We start from the raw sequence: 17363 nt of genomic DNA on the forward strand, positions 1-17363 counted from the left end.
CACTACAAAACGTTTGACGAGCCAAAAAAGCAAAGGCATGATGGCCTCGCTCCCGCTAATCAGAGGCCCTGGCAAGGGCTTTCGAGTCGCTGTTCGCACCCTACCCCGCGAGCCGATTCGTGTCTGTACCGCCCACAAGGCGTGTTTGACGAGGTTGCCGACTGGAACGAAGTTGTCCCGAGGGACGGAAGCGTAATTAGGTAACCCGGCTCCACACTGAAGTTCGCACCAAGGCCCACGACGCCCGAATGCGCTCGCCAGTTCGCCCTTACCTGCTCACCTCCCCCTCGAGCCCATCGTTCATCCCGTCGCCATCCCCGCCGAACCCGACTTGACCGCCTAAGCTTCTGGTCAGCGAGCAGCCATGTACGCCCCCAACTGAATGAGCGTATTTGGCACGCAGGAATTGTTCACCCAGAACCATTTTCGATTAAAGACGCGACGAGGTTTATCTCCATGGCACTGACACGCGAACAGCAAATTGCAGCCCTCGAAAAAGACTGGGCTGAAAACCCACGCTGGAAAGGCGTGAAGCGCAATTACTCCGCTGCTGACGTCGTCCGTCTGCGTGGCTCGGTTCAACCTGAGCACACCTTTGCAAAAATGGGCGCCGAGAAGCTCTGGAACCTGGTGACCCAGGGCGCCAAGCCATCCTTCCGTCCCGAGAAAGATTTCGTTAACTGCATGGGTGCCCTGACCGGTGGCCAGGCGGTACAGCAAGTCAAGGCTGGCATCCAGGCGATCTACCTGTCGGGCTGGCAAGTGGCTGCGGATAACAACTCCGCCGAATCGATGTACCCGGACCAGTCGCTGTACCCGGTGGATTCGGTTCCAACCGTGGTCAAGCGCATCAACAACTCGTTCCGTCGCGCTGACCAGATCCAGTGGAAAGCCGGCAAGAACCCGGGCGATGAAGGCTACATCGACTACTTCGCCCCGATCGTGGCTGACGCTGAAGCCGGTTTCGGCGGCGTGCTSAACGCKTWCGAGCTGATGAARRGCATGATCGAAGCMGGCGCMKCCGGCGTKCAYTTCGARGACCARCTGGCCWSCGTGAARAARTGCGGCCACATGGGCGGCAAGGTRCTGGTTCCGACCCAGGAAGCCGTGCAGAAGCTGACCGCTGCTCGCCTGGCAGCCGACGTCGCCGGCGTACCGACCATTATCCTGGCCCGTACCGACGCCAACGCTGCTGACCTGCTGACGTCCGACTGCGACCCGTACGACCAGCCATTCGTGACCGGCACCCGTACCCAGGAAGGCTTCTACAAGGTTCGCGCCGGTCTCGACCAGGCCATCGCTCGCGGCCTGGCCTACGCGCCGTACGCCGACCTGATCTGGTGCGAAACCGCCAAGCCGGATCTGGACGAAGCCCGTCGCTTCGCCGAAGCGATCAAAAAGGAATACCCGGACCAACTGCTGTCGTACAACTGCTCGCCTTCCTTCAACTGGAAGAAAAACCTGGACGACGCGACCATCGCCAAGTTCCAGCGCGAACTGTCCGCCATGGGTTACAAGCACCAGTTCATCACCCTGGCCGGCATTCACAACATGTGGCACAGCATGTTCAACCTGGCACACGACTACGCCCGCAACGACATGACCGCCTACGTGAAGCTGCAAGAGCAAGAGTTCGCTGACGCCGCCAAGGGCTACACCTTCGTGGCTCACCAGCAGGAAGTGGGCACCGGCTACTTCGACGACATGACCACCGTGATCCAGGGTGGCACGTCTTCGGTAACCGCACTGACCGGTTCGACCGAAGAAGAACAGTTCCACTGATCTGCTTCGCTTAAACAAACGGCCCTTGCGGACCGAATAAAAAGCTAACCGCAAAGCCGCTCATCTGACGCCCCGACTGGTTCGGGGCGTTTTTTTGCCTGGGATTCCCCTCCTCTCGCTCCTACAGGATCGAGCGCAGGGAAAAACCTTGATCCAGAGCAGTTTCACGATCAGGAAAACAAGGTAAAACCACCCCGCGCGCTACTTGCAGTAACGCGCATATAAGACAACTTCCCGTACCGCTGCTCGCTAAACAGTTTGAAAACCACACCAAATAACATTGATTATCATTTAGCGACAACTATGTTCGTTACATTCCCTACAAAACATATTTGACAAAACCCCCGCTAATGCCCGAACCGTATGGGCTACAGGGCTTTGGAGATGCGTCATGTCCTTATTCCAATAAATAATTTCGCTATAGGAATTTTACTTGCAGGGTGTTTAGCCATAAAATCAGCGGGATTGATTGCTGCGACATATCGTCACTGCCTTATTTCTTTATCAAGCTCAGAGACCTTTGCTCTCTGTTAAGGATTACCAGCATGCCCGAAGCGACCGGACTCATGGCCCACAACTGGGGCTTTGCCATTTTCCTTCTGGGTGTCGGCGGCCTTTGCGCCTTCATGCTCGGCGTCTCCAGCCTCCTCGGGTCAAAAGCCTGGGGCCGCAGCAAAAACGAACCGTTCGAGTCCGGCATGCTACCTACAGGTGGCGCCCGCTTGCGGCTCTCAGCCAAATTCTATCTGGTCGCGATGCTCTTCGTGATCTTCGATATCGAAGCCCTCTTTCTCTTTGCCTGGTCTGTGTCCGTCCGCGAAAGCGGCTGGACCGGATTCGTCGAAGCTCTCGTTTTCATAGCAATTCTGTTGGCAGGTCTTGTCTACCTATTTCGAGTGGGCGCCCTTGACTGGGCTCCGGCAGCTCGTCTTAAGCGGCAAGCGAAGCTGAAACAATGAGGCTTTGGCAATGCAATACAATCTCACCAGGATCGACCCCGATGCTCCTAACGAGCAGTAYCCGATTGGCSMACGGGAAACCGTYTCCGATCCGTTAGAAGATCAAGTTCACAAAAACATTTTCATGGGCAAGCTCGAAGACGTGCTCAACGGCACGATCAACTGGGGGCGCAAGAACTCCCTGTGGCCGTATAACTTCGGTCTTTCGTGCTGCTACGTGGAAATGACCACCGCCTTCACGGCGCCCCACGACATCGCGCGCTTTGGCGCCGAGGTAATCCGGGCATCGCCGCGTCAGGCGGATTTCATGGTTATCGCCGGTACCTGTTTCATCAAGATGGCGCCGATCATTCAGCGTCTCTACGAGCAGATGCTCGAACCTAAATGGGTCATTTCCATGGGTTCGTGCGCCAACTCCGGTGGCATGTACGACATCTACTCCGTCGTTCAAGGGGTGGACAAGTTCCTGCCCGTGGACGTCTACGTGCCTGGCTGCCCACCCCGCCCTGAAGCTTTTCTGCAAGGCTTGATGCTGTTGCARGAGTCGATTGGCCAGGAGCGTCGCCCACTTTCCTGGGTCGTTGGCGATCAAGGCGTTTACCGCGCCGAGATGCCTTCGCAAAAGGAACAGCGCCGCGAACAGCGTATTCAGGTAACCAACCTGCGCAGCCCCGACGAAGTCTGATCCAGATCTGCTTCTTTTATAGAACGAGAAACTGGCTTCATTCTTTACGTTGACCGAAAGCGATAAATAACCATGACTGCAGGCAGTGCTCTGTACATCCCGCCTTATAAGGCAGACGACCAGGATGTGGTCGTCGAACTGAACAACCGTTTTGGCCCAGAGGCGTTCACCGCCCAGCCTACCCGCACCGGCATGCCGGTGCTTTGGGTTGCCCGTGCCAAACTCGTCGAAGTCCTGACTTTCCTGCGCAACCTGCCCAAGCCGTACGTCATGCTCTATGACCTGCACGGCGTGGACGAGCGTCTGCGTACCAAGCGTCAAGGGCTGCCAAACGGCGTCGACTTCACTGTGTTCTATCACTTGATGTCGATCGAACGTAATAGTGACGTAATGATCAAGGTTGCCTTGTCCGAGAGCGACCTCAACCTGCCGAGCGTCACCAGCATCTGGCCGAACGCCAACTGGTATGAGCGTGAAGTGTGGGACATGTACGGCATTCACTTTGCCGGCCACCCGCACCTGAGCCGCATCATGATGCCGCCGACCTGGGAAGGTCACCCGCTGCGCAAGGACTTCCCGGCCCGTGCCACCGAGTTCGATCCGTTCAGCCTGACCCTGGCCAAGCAACAGCTTGAGGAAGAAGCCGCGCGCTTCAAGCCTGAAGACTGGGGCATGAAGCGTTCCGGCCCGAACGAGGACTACATGTTCCTCAACCTGGGTCCGAACCACCCTTCGGCCCACGGTGCGTTCCGTATCATCCTGCAGCTGGACGGTGAAGAGATCGTCGACTGCGTGCCAGACGTCGGCTACCACCACCGTGGTGCCGAGAAGATGGCCGAGCGCCAGTCCTGGCACAGTTTCATTCCGTACACCGACCGTATCGACTACCTCGGCGGCGTAATGAACAACCTGCCGTACGTGCTCTCGGTCGAGAAGCTGGCCGGCATCAAGGTGCCCGAGAAGGTCGACGTCATCCGCATCATGATGGCCGAGTTCTTCCGGATCACCAGCCACCTGCTGTTCCTGGGGACTTACATCCAGGACGTCGGCGCCATGACTCCGGTGTTCTTCACCTTCACCGACCGCCAGAAGGCGTACACGGTGATCGAAGCCATTACCGGTTTCCGCCTGCACCCGGCCTGGTACCGCATCGGTGGCGTCGCCCACGACCTGCCACGCGGCTGGGAAAAACTGGTCAAGGATTTCGTCGAGTGGATGCCAAAGCGTCTGGACGAATACCAGAAAGCCGCACTGGACAACAGCATCCTGCGTGGCCGGACCATCGGCGTCGCCGCCTACAACACCAAGGAAGCCCTGGAATGGGGCGTCACCGGTGCCGGCCTGCGCTCGACCGGTTGCAATTTCGACCTGCGTAAAGCTCGCCCCTACTCCGGCTACGAAAACTTCGAATTCGAAGTCCCGCTGGCGGCCAATGGCGATGCCTACGACCGTTGCATCGTTCGCGTCGAAGAAATGCGCCAGAGCATCAAGATCATCGAGCAGTGCCTGCGCAACATGCCGGAAGGCCCGTACAAGGCGGATCACCCGCTGACCACGCCGCCGCCTAAAGAGCGCACGCTGCAGCACATCGAGACCCTGATCACGCACTTCCTGCAAGTTTCGTGGGGCCCGGTCATGCCGGCCAACGAATCCTTCCAGATGATCGAAGCGACCAAGGGCATCAACAGTTATTACCTGACGAGCGATGGCGGCACCATGAGCTACCGCACCCGGATTCGTACCCCAAGCTTCCCGCACTTGCAGCAGATCCCTTCGGTGATCAAAGGCAGCATGGTCGCGGACTTGATCGCGTACCTGGGTAGTATCGATTTCGTTATGGCCGACGTGGACCGTTAAGCATGAACAGCACGCTTATCCTGACAGACCGTTTCGCCCTCAGCGAAACCGAGCGCTCGGCCATCGAGCACGAGCTGCATCACTACGAAGACCCGCGCGCGGCGTCGATCGAAGCCCTGAAGATCGTCCAGAAGGAACGTGGTTGGGTGCCTGACGGCGCGCTCTACGCCATCGGCGAAATCCTCGGCATCCCGGCCAGCGACGTTGAAGGGGTGGCTACTTTCTACAGCCAGATCTTCCGTCAGCCAGTCGGCCGTCACATCATCCGCGTCTGCGACAGCATGGTCTGCTACATCGGCGGCCATGAGTCGGTGGTCAGCGAAATCCAGAGCAAGCTGGGCATCGGCCTGGGCCAGACCACCGCCGACGGTCGCTTCACCCTGCTGCCGGTCTGCTGCCTCGGCAACTGTGACAAGGCGCCGGCGTTGATGATCGACGACGACACATTCGGTGATGTGCAGCCTGCCGGCGTTGCCAAATTGCTCGAGGGCTACGTATGACCCTGACTTCCTTCGGTCCAGCCAACCGCATCAAGCGTTCGGCCGAGACTCACCCGCTCACCTGGCGCCTGCGTGACGACGGCGAAGCCGTATGGCTCGACGAGTACCAGGCCAAGAACGGTTACGCCGCTGCACGCAAGGCCTTCGCCGACATGGCCCAGGACGACATCGTCCAGACCGTGAAAGACTCCGGCCTCAAGGGTCGCGGCGGTGCAGGCTTCCCCACTGGCGTGAAGTGGGGCCTGATGCCCAAGGACGAATCCATCAACATCCGCTACCTGCTGTGCAACGCGGATGAAATGGAGCCGAACACCTGGAAAGACCGCATGCTGATGGAGCAACTGCCCCATCTGCTGATCGAAGGCATGCTGATCAGTGCTCGCGCGCTGAAAACCTACCGTGGCTACATCTTCCTGCGTGGCGAGTACACCACCGCTGCCAAGCACCTCAACCGTGCCGTGGAAGAAGCCAAGGCAGCGGGGCTGTTGGGTAAAAACATTTTGGGCAGCGGCTTCGATTTCGAGCTGTTCGTCCACACCGGCGCCGGGCGTTACATCTGCGGTGAAGAAACCGCACTGATCAACTCCCTCGAAGGCCGCCGCGCCAACCCGCGCTCCAAGCCGCCCTTCCCTGCCGCCGTCGGCGTGTGGGGCAAGCCGACTTGCGTGAACAACGTCGAAACCCTGTGCAACGTGCCGGCGATCATCGCCGACGGCGTGGACTGGTACAAATCGTTGGCTCGCGAAGGCAGTGAAGACATGGGCACCAAGCTCATGGGCTTCTCCGGCAAGGTCAAGAACCCGGGCCTGTGGGAATTGCCGTTCGGCGTTACCGGTCGCGAGCTGTTCGAAGACTACGCCGGTGGCATGCGCGACGGTTACAAGCTCAAGTGCTGGCAGCCAGGCGGCGCCGGTACCGGTTTCCTGTTGCCGGAACACCTGGACGCACAAATGTACGCCGGCGGCATCGCCAAAGTGGGCACCCGTATGGGTACCGGCCTGGCCATGGCGGTGGACGACAGCGTCAACATGGTGTCCCTGCTGCGCAACATGGAAGAGTTCTTCGCCCGTGAATCGTGTGGTTTCTGCACCCCGTGCCGTGACGGTCTGCCGTGGAGCGTCAAGCTGCTGCGCGCGATCGAGAACGGTGAAGGGCAAGCCGGCGATATCGAGACCCTGCTGGGTCTGGTCGGTTTCCTCGGCCCAGGCAAGACCTTCTGTGCTCACGCACCGGGTGCCGTGGAGCCGTTGGGCAGTGCCATCAAATACTTCCGTCCRGAGTTCGAAGCCGGCATCGCGCCTACCCGCGCCGTCGTCCCGCCTCTGGCAAAGCCGATCGTAGTCGGCGCTTAACGCTTTAAAAAAGGCGAACGGTCCGTGCCGTTCGCCTTTCGTCCGATGACGCCTTTCGAGGCTGTTTGGATTTGGACGGATAACAAGATTCCATTAGCCACGCCCGCTGACACCGGGYCAACGAAGAACTTTGAACCATGGCCACTATCCACGTAGACGGCAAAGAGCTCGAAGTCGATGGGGCAGACAACCTGTTACAGGCATGTCTGTCGCTAGGCCTCGATATCCCTTATTTCTGCTGGCACCCAGCCCTTGGCAGCGTTGGCGCTTGCCGCCAGTGCGCGGTCAAGCAGTACACCGACGAGAACGACAAGCGTGGTCGGATCGTCATGTCCTGCATGACCCCCGCCACCGACGGCAGCTGGATCTCCATCGACGACGAAGAAGCGAAAGTGTTTCGCGCCAGCGTCGTTGAATGGCTGATGACCAACCACCCTCACGACTGCCCGGTCTGTGAGGAAGGCGGTCACTGCCACCTGCAAGACATGACGGTGATGACCGGCCACAACGAGCGCCGTTATCGCTTCACCAAGCGTACCCACCAGAACCAGCAACTGGGCCCGTTCATTTCCCACGAAATGAACCGCTGCATCGCCTGCTATCGCTGCGTGCGCTTCTATAAGGACTACGCCGGTGGCACCGATCTCGGTGTGTTTGGCGCCCACGACAACGTGTACTTCGGTCGCGTTGAAGACGGCACCCTGGAAAGCGAGTTCTCCGGCAACCTCACCGAGGTCTGCCCGACCGGTGTGTTCACCGACAAGACTCACTCCGAGCGCTATAACCGCAAATGGGACATGCAGTTCTCGCCGAGCATCTGCCATGGCTGCTCCAGCGGTTGCAACATCTCCCCGGGCGAGCGTTACGGCGAACTGCGCCGCATCGAAAACCGCTTCAACGGTTCGGTGAACCAGTACTTCCTGTGCGACCGTGGCCGTTTCGGCTATGGCTATGTCAACCGCAAGGATCGCCCACGTCAGCCACTGCTGGCCAACGGCGCGAAACTGAGCCTGGACGAAGCACTGGATAAAGCCGCCGACCTGCTGCGCGGTCGCAACATCGTCGGTATCGGTTCGCCACGCGCCAGCCTCGAAAGCAACTACGCGCTGCTCGAACTGGTCGGCGCCGAGCACTTCTACTCCGGTATCGAAGCCTCAGAGCTGGAACGCATTCGTCTGGTCATGCAGGTGCTCAAAGACAGCCCGCTGCCGATCCCGAACATGCGCGACGTCGAAGACCACGATGCGATTTTCGTCCTCGGCGAAGACCTGACCCAGACCGCTGCGCGCATGGCCCTGGCCCTGCGTCAATCGGTCAAGGGCAAGGCCGAAGACATGGCCGACGCCATGCGCGTTCAGCCATGGCTCGACGCCGCGGTGAAGAACATCGGCCAGCACGAGCTGAACCCGCTGTTCATCGCCAGCCTGGCTGAAACCAAGCTCGACGACATCGCTGAAGAATGCGTTCACGCCGCACCAGACGACCTGGCCCGCATCGGTTTCGCCGTGGCTCACGCCCTCGACGCCAGCGCACCGGCCGTTGAAGGTCTGGACGCCGAAGCTCTGGCGCTGGCCAAGCGCATTGCCGACGCCCTGCTCGCCGCCAAGCGTCCGCTGATCATTGCCGGTACCTCGCTGGGTTCCAAGGCGCTGATCGAAGCGGCGGCAAACATCGCCAAAGCCCTGAAGCTGCGCGAGAAGAACGGTTCCATCAGCCTGATCGTGCCGGAGGCCAACAGCCTCGGCCTGGCCATGCTCGGCGGCAACTCGGTCGACGAAGCGCTGCAAGCGGTAATCGACGGCCGTGCCGACGCCATCGTCGTGCTGGAAAACGACCTGTACACCCGCACCGACAAATCCAAGGTCGATGCTGCCCTGAACGCCGCGAAAGTGGTGATCGTGGCGGACCATCAGAAGACCGCCACCAGCGATCGCGCGCACCTGGTACTGCCAGCGGCCAGCTTCGCTGAAGGCGACGGTACGCTGGTCAGCCAGGAAGGCCGCGCCCAGCGCTTCTTCCAGGTCTTCGACCCGACTTACCTCGACGCGAGCATTCTGGTTCACGAAGGCTGGCGCTGGCTGCACGCCCTGCGTTCGACCCTGCTGAACCAGCCGATCGACTGGACCCAACTGGACCACGTCACCGCTGCCGTTGCTGCAAGCACGCCGCAACTGGCGCGTATCGTCGATGCCGCACCGTCCGCCGCATTCCGGATCAAAGGCCTGAAACTGGCGCGCGAACCGCTGCGTTACTCCGGTCGTACCGCCATGCGCGCCGACATCAGCGTGCACGAACCGCGTACTTCCCAGGATAACGACACCGCGTTCTCGTTCTCCATGGAAGGTTACTCGGGCTCCGCCGAACCGCGCCAGCAAGTACCTTTCGCCTGGTCTCCGGGCTGGAACTCGCCGCAAGCCTGGAACAAGTTCCAGGACGAAGTCGGTGGTCACCTGCGCGCTGGCGACCCGGGCACTCGCCTGATCGAAAGCACCGGTGATTCGCTGAACTGGTTCGCCAGTGTTCCGCGTGCGTTCAACCCGGCGCCAGGCACCTGGCAGGTCGTACCGTTCTTCCACCTGTTCGGCAGCGAAGAAAACTCTTCCAAAGCCGCACCGGTGCAGGAACGCATTCCGGCCGCCTACGTGTCGCTGGCCAAGTCCGAAGCCGATCGCCTGGGTGTCAATGACGGTGCCCTGCTGAGCTTGAACGTTGCCGGCCAGACTTTGCGTCTGCCGCTGCGCATCAACGAAGAGCTGGGTGCCGGTCTGGTCGCATTGCCTGCAGGTATCGCCGGCATTCCACCAGCCATCTTTGGCAAATCCGTTGACGGTCTGCAGGAGGCAGCGCTATGACCTGGTTCACTCCTGAAGTGATCGACGTAATCATCGCGGTCCTCAAGGCCATCGTGATTCTGCTCGCCGTAGTGGTTTGCGGCGCGCTGCTGAGCTGGGTCGAGCGTCGTTTGCTCGCCCTCTGGCAGGACCGTTACGGTCCGAACCGCGTCGGCCCGTTCGGCGCGTTCCAGATTGCGGCCGACATGATCAAGATGTTCTTCAAGGAAGACTGGACCCCGCCGTTCGCCGACAAAGTGATCTTCACCCTGGCACCGGTCGTGGCCATGAGCGCCTTGCTGATTGCCTTCGCGATCATCCCGATCACCCCGACCTGGGGCGTGGCGGATATCAACATCGGCATCCTGTTCTTCTTCGCCATGGCGGGTCTTTCGGTCTACGCGGTGCTGTTCGCCGGCTGGTCGAGCAACAACAAGTTCGCCCTGTTGGGCAGCTTGCGGGCCTCGGCACAAACCGTGTCGTACGAAGTGTTCATGGGCCTGTCGCTGATGGGCATCGTGATCCAGGTTGGCTCGTTCAACATGCGCGACATCGTTGAATACCAAGCGCAGAACATGTGGTTCATCATTCCGCAGATCTTCGGTTTCCTGACCTTCTTCATCGCTGGCGTCGCCGTGACTCACCGTCACCCGTTCGACCAGCCGGAAGCGGAACAGGAACTGGCCGATGGTTACCACATTGAATACGCCGGCATGAAATGGGGCATGTTCTTCGTAGGTGAGTACATCGGCATCGTGTTGATCTCGGCGCTGCTGGTCACGCTGTTCTTCGGTGGCTGGCACGGCCCGTTCGGCCTGCTGCCGCAGATCCCGTTCATCTGGTTCGCACTGAAAACCGCGTTCTTCATCATGTTCTTCATCCTGCTGCGCGCCTCGATTCCGCGCCCACGGTATGACCAAGTGATGGACTTCAGCTGGAAGTTCTGCCTGCCGCTGACCCTCGTCAACATGCTGGTGACCGCTGCGATCGTGTTGCTCAACACGCCCGCCGTCGCGGCTCAGTGAGGATAGAGAATCATGAAGTACATTTTTGACATCGTGCATGGCTTCTTCACCCAGCTTCGCAGCCTGGTGATGATCTTCGGCCACGCCTTCCGCAAGCGCGACACGCTGCAGTACCCGGAAGAACCCGTGTACCTGCCGCCGCGTTTCCGTGGCCGTATCGTCCTGACCCGCGACCCCGACGGCGAAGAGCGTTGTGTAGCCTGCAACCTGTGCGCCGTGGCGTGCCCGGTGGGTTGCATCTCGCTGCAGAAAGCTGAAACCGAAGACGGTCGCTGGTACCCGGACTTCTTCCGCATCAACTTCTCGCGCTRCATTTTCTGTGGCCTCTGCGAGGAAGCCTGCCCGACCACCGCGATCCAGCTGACACCGGATTTCGAAATGGCCGAGTTCAAGCGGCAGGACCTGGTTTACGAGAAAGAAGATCTGCTGATCTCCGGTCCCGGTAAAAACCCTGACTACAACTTCTATCGTGTTGCAGGTATGGCGATTGCCGGTAAGCCAAAAGGCGCCGCGCAGAATGAAGCCGAGCCGATCAACGTGAAGAGCTTGCTGCCTTAAGGAAGAACGATGGAATTCGCTTTCTATTTCGCATCGGGTATCGCTGTTGTGTCCACGCTTCGCGTGATCACCAACACCAATCCCGTGCACGCCCTGCTCTACCTGATCATTTCGCTGATCGCCGTGGCCATGACGTTCTTCGCCCTTGGCGCACCGTTTGCCGGTGTACTGGAAGTGATCGCCTACGCCGGCGCCATCATGGTGCTGTTCGTGTTCGTGGTGATGATGCTGAACCTGGGCCCGGCCTCGGTTCAGCAAGAGCGCGTCTGGCTCAAGCCCGGTATCTGGCTGGGCCCGGTCGTACTCGGCGGCCTGCTGCTGGCTGAACTGCTGTATGTGCTGTTCAGCCACTCCAGCGGCCAGGCCCTCGGCCACACCACCGTAGACGCCAAGGCCGTGGGCATCAGCCTGTTCGGTCCTTACCTGCTGGTGGTCGAACTCGCCTCGATGCTGCTGCTCGCCGCAGCCGTCACGGCGTTCCACTTGGGCCGCAACGAAGCCAAGGAGCAATGACGATGCCTGCTATCCCTTTGGAGCATGGTCTGGCGGTCGCCGGCATCCTGTTCTGCCTCGGTCTGGTCGGCCTGATGGTCCGGCGCAACATTCTCTTCGTGCTGATGAGCCTGGAGGTCATGATGAATGCCTCCGCACTGGCGTTCATCGTTGCCGGTAGCCGCTGGGCGCAGCCGGATGGACAGATCATGTTCATCCTGGTGATCAGCCTGGCAGCCGCCGAGGCCAGTATCGGCCTGGCGATTCTGTTGCAGCTGTATCGCCGCTTCCACACTCTCGATATCGACGCTGCCAGCGAGATGCGCGGATGAACCTTCTCTATCTGACTTTCCTGTTCCCCCTGATCGGTTTTGTGCTGCTGGCGTTCTCCCGGGGACGCCTCTCGGAAAACCTCTCGGCGCTGATCGGCGTCGGCTCCATCGGCTTGTCGGCGATCGTCGCGGCTTATGTGATCTGGCAATTCAACGTTGCACCGCCCGAGGGTGGCCACTACACCCTGGTGCTGTGGCAATGGATGGCGGTGGAAGGCTTCACGCCGAACTTCGCCCTGTACCTGGATGGTCTGTCCGTGACCATGCTCGGTGTGGTGGTGGGCGTGGGCTTCCTGATCCACCTGTTCGCGTCCTGGTATATGCGCGGTGAAGCCGGTTACTCGCGCTTCTTCGCCTACACCAACCTGTTTATCGCCAGCATGCTGTTCCTGGTCCTGGCCGATAACCTGCTGTTCGTGTACTTCGGCTGGGAAGGCGTGGGCCTGTGCTCGTACCTGTTGATCGGTTTCTACTACAGCAACCGCAACAACGGTAACGCGGCACTCAAAGCCTTCATCGTGACCCGCGTCGGCGACGTGTTCATGGCCATCGGCCTGTTCATCCTGTTCCAGCAACTGGGCACGCTGAATATCCAGGAACTGCTGGTCAAGGCGCCTGAGCACTTCAAGGCCGGTGACTTCTGGATCGTTCTGGCGACCCTGATGCTGCTGGGTGGCGCTGTCGGTAAATCCGCGCAACTGCCGCTGCAAACCTGGCTGGCGGATGCGATGGCCGGCCCTACTCCGGTTTCGGCACTGATCCACGCCGCGACCATGGTAACCGCCGGTGTCTACCTGATCGCCCGTACCCACGGCCTGTTCGCACTGGCGCCGGATATCCTGCACCTGGTAGGTGTCGTGGGTGGCGTAACGCTGGTGCTGGCAGGTTTTGCCGCACTGGTTCAGACCGACATCAAACGTATCCTCGCCTACTCGACCATGAGCCAGATCGGCTACATGTTCCTGGCCCTGGGCGTCGGTGCATGGGATGGCGCGATCTTCCACCTGATGACCCACGCCTTCTTCAAGGCGCTGCTTTTCCTTGCATCCGGTGCGGTGATCGTTGCCTGCCACCACGAGCAGAACATCTTCAAGATGGGCGGCCTGTGGAAGAAACTGCCACTGGCCTACGCCAGCTTCATCGTCGGCGGCGCGGCCCTGGCGGCCTTGCCTCTGGTGACCGCGGGCTTCTACTCCAAGGATGAAATCCTCTGGGAAGCGTTCGCCAGCGGTAACGAAGGCCTGCTGTATGCCGGTCTGGTCGGTGCCTTCATGACCTCGCTGTACACCTTCCGCCTGATCTTCATCACGTTCCACGGTGAAGCGAAGACCGAAGCCCATGCCGGTCACGGCATTGCTCACTGGCTGCCGCTGTCGGTGCTGATCGTACTGTCGACGTTCGTCGGCGCGATGATCGTTCCACCGCTGCACGGTGTGTTGCCGGAAAGCGTCGGCCATGCCGGCGGCGAAGCCAAGCACAGCCTGGAAATCGCTTCGGGCGCCATCGCCCTGTCCGGTATCCTGCTGGCCGCGCTGCTGTTCCTCGGCAAGCGTCGCTTCGTCACGGCCATCGCCAACAGCGGCATCGGCCGCTTCCTTTCGGCCTGGTGGTTCGCTGCCTGGGGCTTCGACTGGATCTACGACAAACTGTTCGTCAAGCCATACCTTGCGATCAGCCACATTCTGCGCAAAGACCCGCTCGACCAGACCATCGGTCTGATCCCGCGTATGGCCAAAGGCGGTCACACCGCCCTGAGCCGCACCGAGACCGGTCAATTGCGTTGGTATGCCGCCTCGATGGCTGCTGGTGCCGTGCTGGTAATCGGCGCCGTCGTGCTGGTAGCGGTCTGACTATGAACCTTGCGAACTTGCGAAAGGAAACGAGCCCGTCATGATTCTGCCATGGCTAATCCTGATCCCCTTCATCGGCGGCCTGCTGTGCTGGATGGGTGAGCGCTTCGGCGCCACCCTCCCCCGCTGGATTGCGCTGATCACCATGTCCCTGCTGCTCTCCCTCGGCCTCTGGCTGTGGGCCAACGGTGACTATTCATTTGCACCAAAACCTGGCGCCGATCCGACCTGGGCGCTTGAGTTCAAACACGTCTGGATCCAGCGCTTCGGCATCAACGTGCACCTGGCCCTCGACGGCCTGTCGCTGTTGATGATCCTGCTGACCGGCCTGCTGGGTGTCCTCTCGGTACTCTGCTCCTGGAAAGAGATTCAGCGTMACGTGGGCTTCTTCCACCTGAACCTGATGTGGATCCTGGGCGGTGTCGTTGGCGTGTTCCTCGCCCTCGACCTGTTCATGTTCTTCTTCTTCTGGGAAATGATGCTGGTGCCGATGTACTTCCTCATCGCGCTCTGGGGTCACAGTTCTTCGGACGGCAAGAAAACCCGGATCTACGCGGCGACCAAGTTCTTCATCTTCACTCAGGCTTCCGGCCTGATCATGTTGGTGGCGATCCTGGGCCTGGTACTGGTCAACTTCAACGACACCGGCGTGATTACCTTCAACTACGCCGATCTGTTGAAAACCAAGATGTCGCAGACCACCGAGTACATCCTGATGCTCGGTTTCTTCATCGCCTTCGCGGTCAAGCTGCCAGTCGTACCGTTCCACTCCTGGTTGCCTGACGCTCACGCCCAGGCACCGACCGCGGGCTCCGTGGACCTGGCCGGCATCTTGCTGAAGACTGCTGCGTACGGCCTGCTGCGTTTCGCCCTGCCACTGTTCCCGAATGCCTCGGCCGAGTTCGCGCCGTTCGCCATGACCCTGGGTCTGATCGGGATCTTCTACGGTGCGTTCCTGGCCTTTGCGCAAACCGACATCAAGCGTCTGATTGCCTTCTCGTCCGTTTCCCACATGGGCTTCGTGTTGATCGGCATCTACTCCGGCAGCCAACTGGCACTGCAGGGCGCGGTCATGCAGATGCTGGCTCACGGTCTGTCGGCCGCGGCACTCTTTATCCTCTCCGGTCAGCTGTACGAGCGCACCCACACCCGCGATATGCGCGAGATGGGTGGCCTGTGGTCGAAGATTGCCTACCTGCCAGCCCTAAGCCTGTTCTTCGCAGCGGCGTCGCTGGGCCTGCCGGCGACCGGTAACTTCGTCGGTGAGTTCCTGATCCTCATCGGCACCTTCGCCAGCGCGCCATGGGTCACCGTGATCGCCACGTCCGGCCTGGTATTCGGTTCGGTCTACTCGCTGATCATGATCCACCGTGCCTACTTCGGCCCGTCGAAATCCGACGCGGTGCTGCATGGCATGGACGGTCGCGAACTGATCATGGTGGTTGGGCTTGCGGCACTGCTGCTTTACATCGGCGTGTACCCGCAACCGTTCCTCGATACCTCTGCCGCGACGATGCATGGCGTGCAGCAGTGGCTCGGCTCCGCCTTCACTCAACTCGCTTCGGCCCGGTAAGAGCGCTATGGAATTCACGACTCAACACTTTATCGCGCTTGCGCCGTTGTTGATCACCAGCGCCACGATCATCGTGGTGATGCTGGCTATCGCGTGGCGCCGCAACCACTCGCAAACCTTCCTGCTGTCGGTGGCAGGTCTTAACCTGGCCTTGCTGTCGATCCTGCCAGCCCTGAAAGTCGCGCCATTGGCCGTGACCCCGTTGCTGCAGATCGACACCTTCGCCTGCCTGTACATGGCGCTGATCCTGGTCGCCACCCTCGCCTGTGTGACCCTCGCCCACGCCTACCTGGGCGATGGCGGTACGGGCTACCCGGGCAACCGTGAAGAACTTTACCTGCTGATCCTGATGTCCGCCGCCGGTGGCCTGGTGTTGGTCAGCGCGCAGCACCTGGCCGGTTTGTTCGTCGGTCTGGAACTGCTCTCGGTACCGGTCTACGGTCTGGTGGCTTACGCCTTCTTCAACAAGCGTTCGCTGGAAGCCGGCATCAAGTACATGGTGCTGTCGGCCGCCGGTTCCGCGTTCCTGTTGTTCGGCATGGCCCTGCTCTACGCCGAAGCCGGCAGCCTGAGCTTCAACGGCATCGGTCAGGCCCTGGCGGCCACCGGCCTGCCTAGCCCGATCGCGCAACTGGGCCTGGGCATGATGCTGATCGGCCTGGCGTTCAAACTGTCGCTGGTACCGTTCCACCTCTGGACCCCGGACGTTTACGAAGGGGCTCCGGCACCGGTGGCAGCGTTCCTGGCCACGGCCTCCAAAGTGGCTGTGTTCGCGGTGATGGTGCGTCTGTTCCAGATCTCGCCAGCGGCGAGCAGTGGCGTGCTGAGCAACGTGCTGACCGTCATCGCCATCGCGTCGATCCTGTTCGGTAACCTGCTGGCACTGACCCAGAGCAACCTCAAGCGTCTGCTGGGTTACTCGTCCATCGCACACTTCGGTTACCTGCTGATCGCCCTGGTGGCGAGCAAGGGCCTGGCCGTGGAAGCCATCGGCGTGTACCTGGTCACCTACGTGATCACCAGCCTCGGCGCGTTCGGTGTGATCACCCTGATGTCCTCGCCGTACAGCGGCCGTGACGCGGATGCCCTGTACGAATACCGTGGCCTGTTCTGGCGCCGTCCGTACCTGACCGCCGTCCTGACCGTGATGATGCTGTCCCTGGCTGGTATCCCGCTGACCGCGGGCTTCATCGGCAAGTTCTACATCATCGCCACCGGCGTCGAGTCGCACCAATGGTGGCTGGTCGGCTCCCTGGTACTGGGCAGCGCCATCGGCGTCTTCTACTACCTGCGTGTGATGGTCACCCTGTACCTGATGGAACCGAACCTGCGTCGCCACGATGCGCAACTGCACTGGGAACAACGTGCAGGCGGCGTGATGCTGCTGGCGATCGCCGTACTGGCGTTCTTCCTCGGCCTGTACCCACAACCGCTGCTGAACCTGGTTCAACAGTCGGGGTTGGCGGGTTGATCGCTTAAGCGATACTCGGTAGAAAACAGAAACGGCACCTTCGGGTGCCGTTTTTGCGTTTGTGGGATTTGTTACCGCTGCCCTCCCCTCCTTCTG

Annotated in this window: 14 protein-coding genes; all 14 read left to right on the top strand. The window is 60.4% G+C overall.

Going from position 1 to position 17363, the window contains the following annotated elements:
- Positions 1 to 456 precede the first annotated feature (456 nt).
- The 14 genes from aceA (at position 457) to nuoN (ending at position 17267) form a co-directional block, all read left to right on the top strand.
- Entirely contained in the window at positions 457 to 1782 is a 1326-nt protein-coding gene (gene aceA / locus AC1DIS_RS12030; protein ID WP_477780890.1) for an isocitrate lyase, read from the top strand.
- Positions 1783 to 2327: 545 nt separating this feature from the next.
- Positions 2328 to 2741, top strand: coding sequence for an NADH-quinone oxidoreductase subunit A (locus AC1DIS_RS12035; protein ID WP_007940868.1), 414 nt, complete (start codon positions 2328 to 2330; stop codon positions 2739 to 2741).
- Positions 2742 to 2751: 10 nt separating this feature from the next.
- The gene (locus AC1DIS_RS12040) at positions 2752 to 3426 is read left to right on the top strand and encodes a NuoB/complex I 20 kDa subunit family protein (protein ID WP_477780891.1); all 675 of its coding nucleotides are present in this window, start codon (positions 2752 to 2754) and stop codon (positions 3424 to 3426) included.
- A 72-nt stretch (positions 3427 to 3498) separates the two neighbouring features.
- Entirely contained in the window at positions 3499 to 5283 is a 1785-nt protein-coding gene (gene nuoC / locus AC1DIS_RS12045) for an NADH-quinone oxidoreductase subunit C/D (protein WP_018925512.1), read from the top strand.
- Positions 5284 to 5285: 2 nt separating this feature from the next.
- Positions 5286 to 5783, top strand: a complete 498-nt coding sequence (nuoE, locus tag AC1DIS_RS12050; protein WP_007905058.1) for an NADH-quinone oxidoreductase subunit NuoE — start codon at positions 5286 to 5288, stop codon at positions 5781 to 5783.
- Positions 5780 to 7135 carry an NADH-quinone oxidoreductase subunit NuoF gene (gene nuoF, locus AC1DIS_RS12055; protein ID WP_018925511.1) on the top strand — a complete coding sequence of 452 codons (1356 nt, stop codon included), beginning with the start codon at positions 5780 to 5782 and terminating at the stop codon, positions 7133 to 7135. Before nuoE ends, nuoF begins: the two co-directional genes overlap by 4 nt.
- A 137-nt stretch (positions 7136 to 7272) precedes the next feature.
- Positions 7273 to 9987 carry an NADH-quinone oxidoreductase subunit NuoG gene (nuoG, locus tag AC1DIS_RS12060; RefSeq protein ID WP_018925510.1) on the top strand — a complete coding sequence of 905 codons (2715 nt, stop codon included), beginning with the start codon at positions 7273 to 7275 and terminating at the stop codon, positions 9985 to 9987.
- Positions 9984 to 10991 (top strand): NADH-quinone oxidoreductase subunit NuoH, encoded by a 1008-nt coding sequence (gene nuoH, locus AC1DIS_RS12065; protein ID WP_018925509.1) that lies wholly within the window; start codon positions 9984 to 9986, stop codon positions 10989 to 10991. Before nuoG ends, nuoH begins: the two co-directional genes overlap by 4 nt.
- A gap of 12 nt (positions 10992 to 11003) precedes the next feature.
- A complete protein-coding gene (nuoI, locus tag AC1DIS_RS12070) occupies positions 11004 to 11549 on the top strand; it encodes an NADH-quinone oxidoreductase subunit NuoI (RefSeq protein WP_477780892.1) in 546 nt (181 codons plus the stop codon).
- A gap of 9 nt (positions 11550 to 11558) precedes the next feature.
- On the top strand, positions 11559 to 12062 hold the full coding sequence (gene nuoJ / locus AC1DIS_RS12075; RefSeq protein WP_018925508.1) for an NADH-quinone oxidoreductase subunit J: 504 nt from the start codon (positions 11559 to 11561) through the stop codon (positions 12060 to 12062).
- A 2-nt stretch (positions 12063 to 12064) separates the two neighbouring features.
- Positions 12065 to 12373, top strand: a complete 309-nt coding sequence (gene nuoK, locus AC1DIS_RS12080; RefSeq protein ID WP_007940879.1) for an NADH-quinone oxidoreductase subunit NuoK — start codon at positions 12065 to 12067, stop codon at positions 12371 to 12373.
- Entirely contained in the window at positions 12370 to 14223 is a 1854-nt protein-coding gene (nuoL, locus tag AC1DIS_RS12085; RefSeq protein ID WP_018925507.1) for an NADH-quinone oxidoreductase subunit L, read from the top strand. Before nuoK ends, nuoL begins: the two co-directional genes overlap by 4 nt.
- A gap of 40 nt (positions 14224 to 14263) precedes the next feature.
- A complete protein-coding gene (nuoM, locus tag AC1DIS_RS12090; RefSeq protein WP_477780893.1) occupies positions 14264 to 15796 on the top strand; it encodes an NADH-quinone oxidoreductase subunit M in 1533 nt (510 codons plus the stop codon).
- A gap of 7 nt (positions 15797 to 15803) precedes the next feature.
- Positions 15804 to 17267 carry an NADH-quinone oxidoreductase subunit NuoN gene (nuoN, locus tag AC1DIS_RS12095; RefSeq protein ID WP_018925505.1) on the top strand — a complete coding sequence of 488 codons (1464 nt, stop codon included), beginning with the start codon at positions 15804 to 15806 and terminating at the stop codon, positions 17265 to 17267.
- Positions 17268 to 17363 lie beyond the last annotated feature (96 nt).

The organism is Pseudomonas sp. 05N433 (genome assembly GCF_056396925.1).

Excerpts from the sequence above, each read along its gene's own strand:
- AC1DIS_RS12035 (WP_007940868.1), top strand. The coding sequence starts at position 2,328 with ATGCCCGAAGCGACCGGACTCATGGCCCACAACTGGGGCTTTGCCATT.
- nuoC (WP_018925512.1), top strand. The coding sequence starts at position 3,499 with ATGACTGCAGGCAGTGCTCTGTACATCCCGCCTTATAAGGCAGACGAC.
- nuoE (WP_007905058.1), top strand. The coding sequence starts at position 5,286 with ATGAACAGCACGCTTATCCTGACAGACCGTTTCGCCCTCAGCGAAACC.
- nuoG (WP_018925510.1), top strand. The coding sequence starts at position 7,273 with ATGGCCACTATCCACGTAGACGGCAAAGAGCTCGAAGTCGATGGGGCA.
- nuoH (WP_018925509.1), top strand. The coding sequence starts at position 9,984 with ATGACCTGGTTCACTCCTGAAGTGATCGACGTAATCATCGCGGTCCTC.
- nuoJ (WP_018925508.1), top strand. The coding sequence starts at position 11,559 with ATGGAATTCGCTTTCTATTTCGCATCGGGTATCGCTGTTGTGTCCACG.
- nuoK (WP_007940879.1), top strand. The coding sequence starts at position 12,065 with ATGCCTGCTATCCCTTTGGAGCATGGTCTGGCGGTCGCCGGCATCCTG.
- nuoL (WP_018925507.1), top strand. The coding sequence starts at position 12,370 with ATGAACCTTCTCTATCTGACTTTCCTGTTCCCCCTGATCGGTTTTGTG.
- nuoN (WP_018925505.1), top strand. The coding sequence starts at position 15,804 with ATGGAATTCACGACTCAACACTTTATCGCGCTTGCGCCGTTGTTGATC.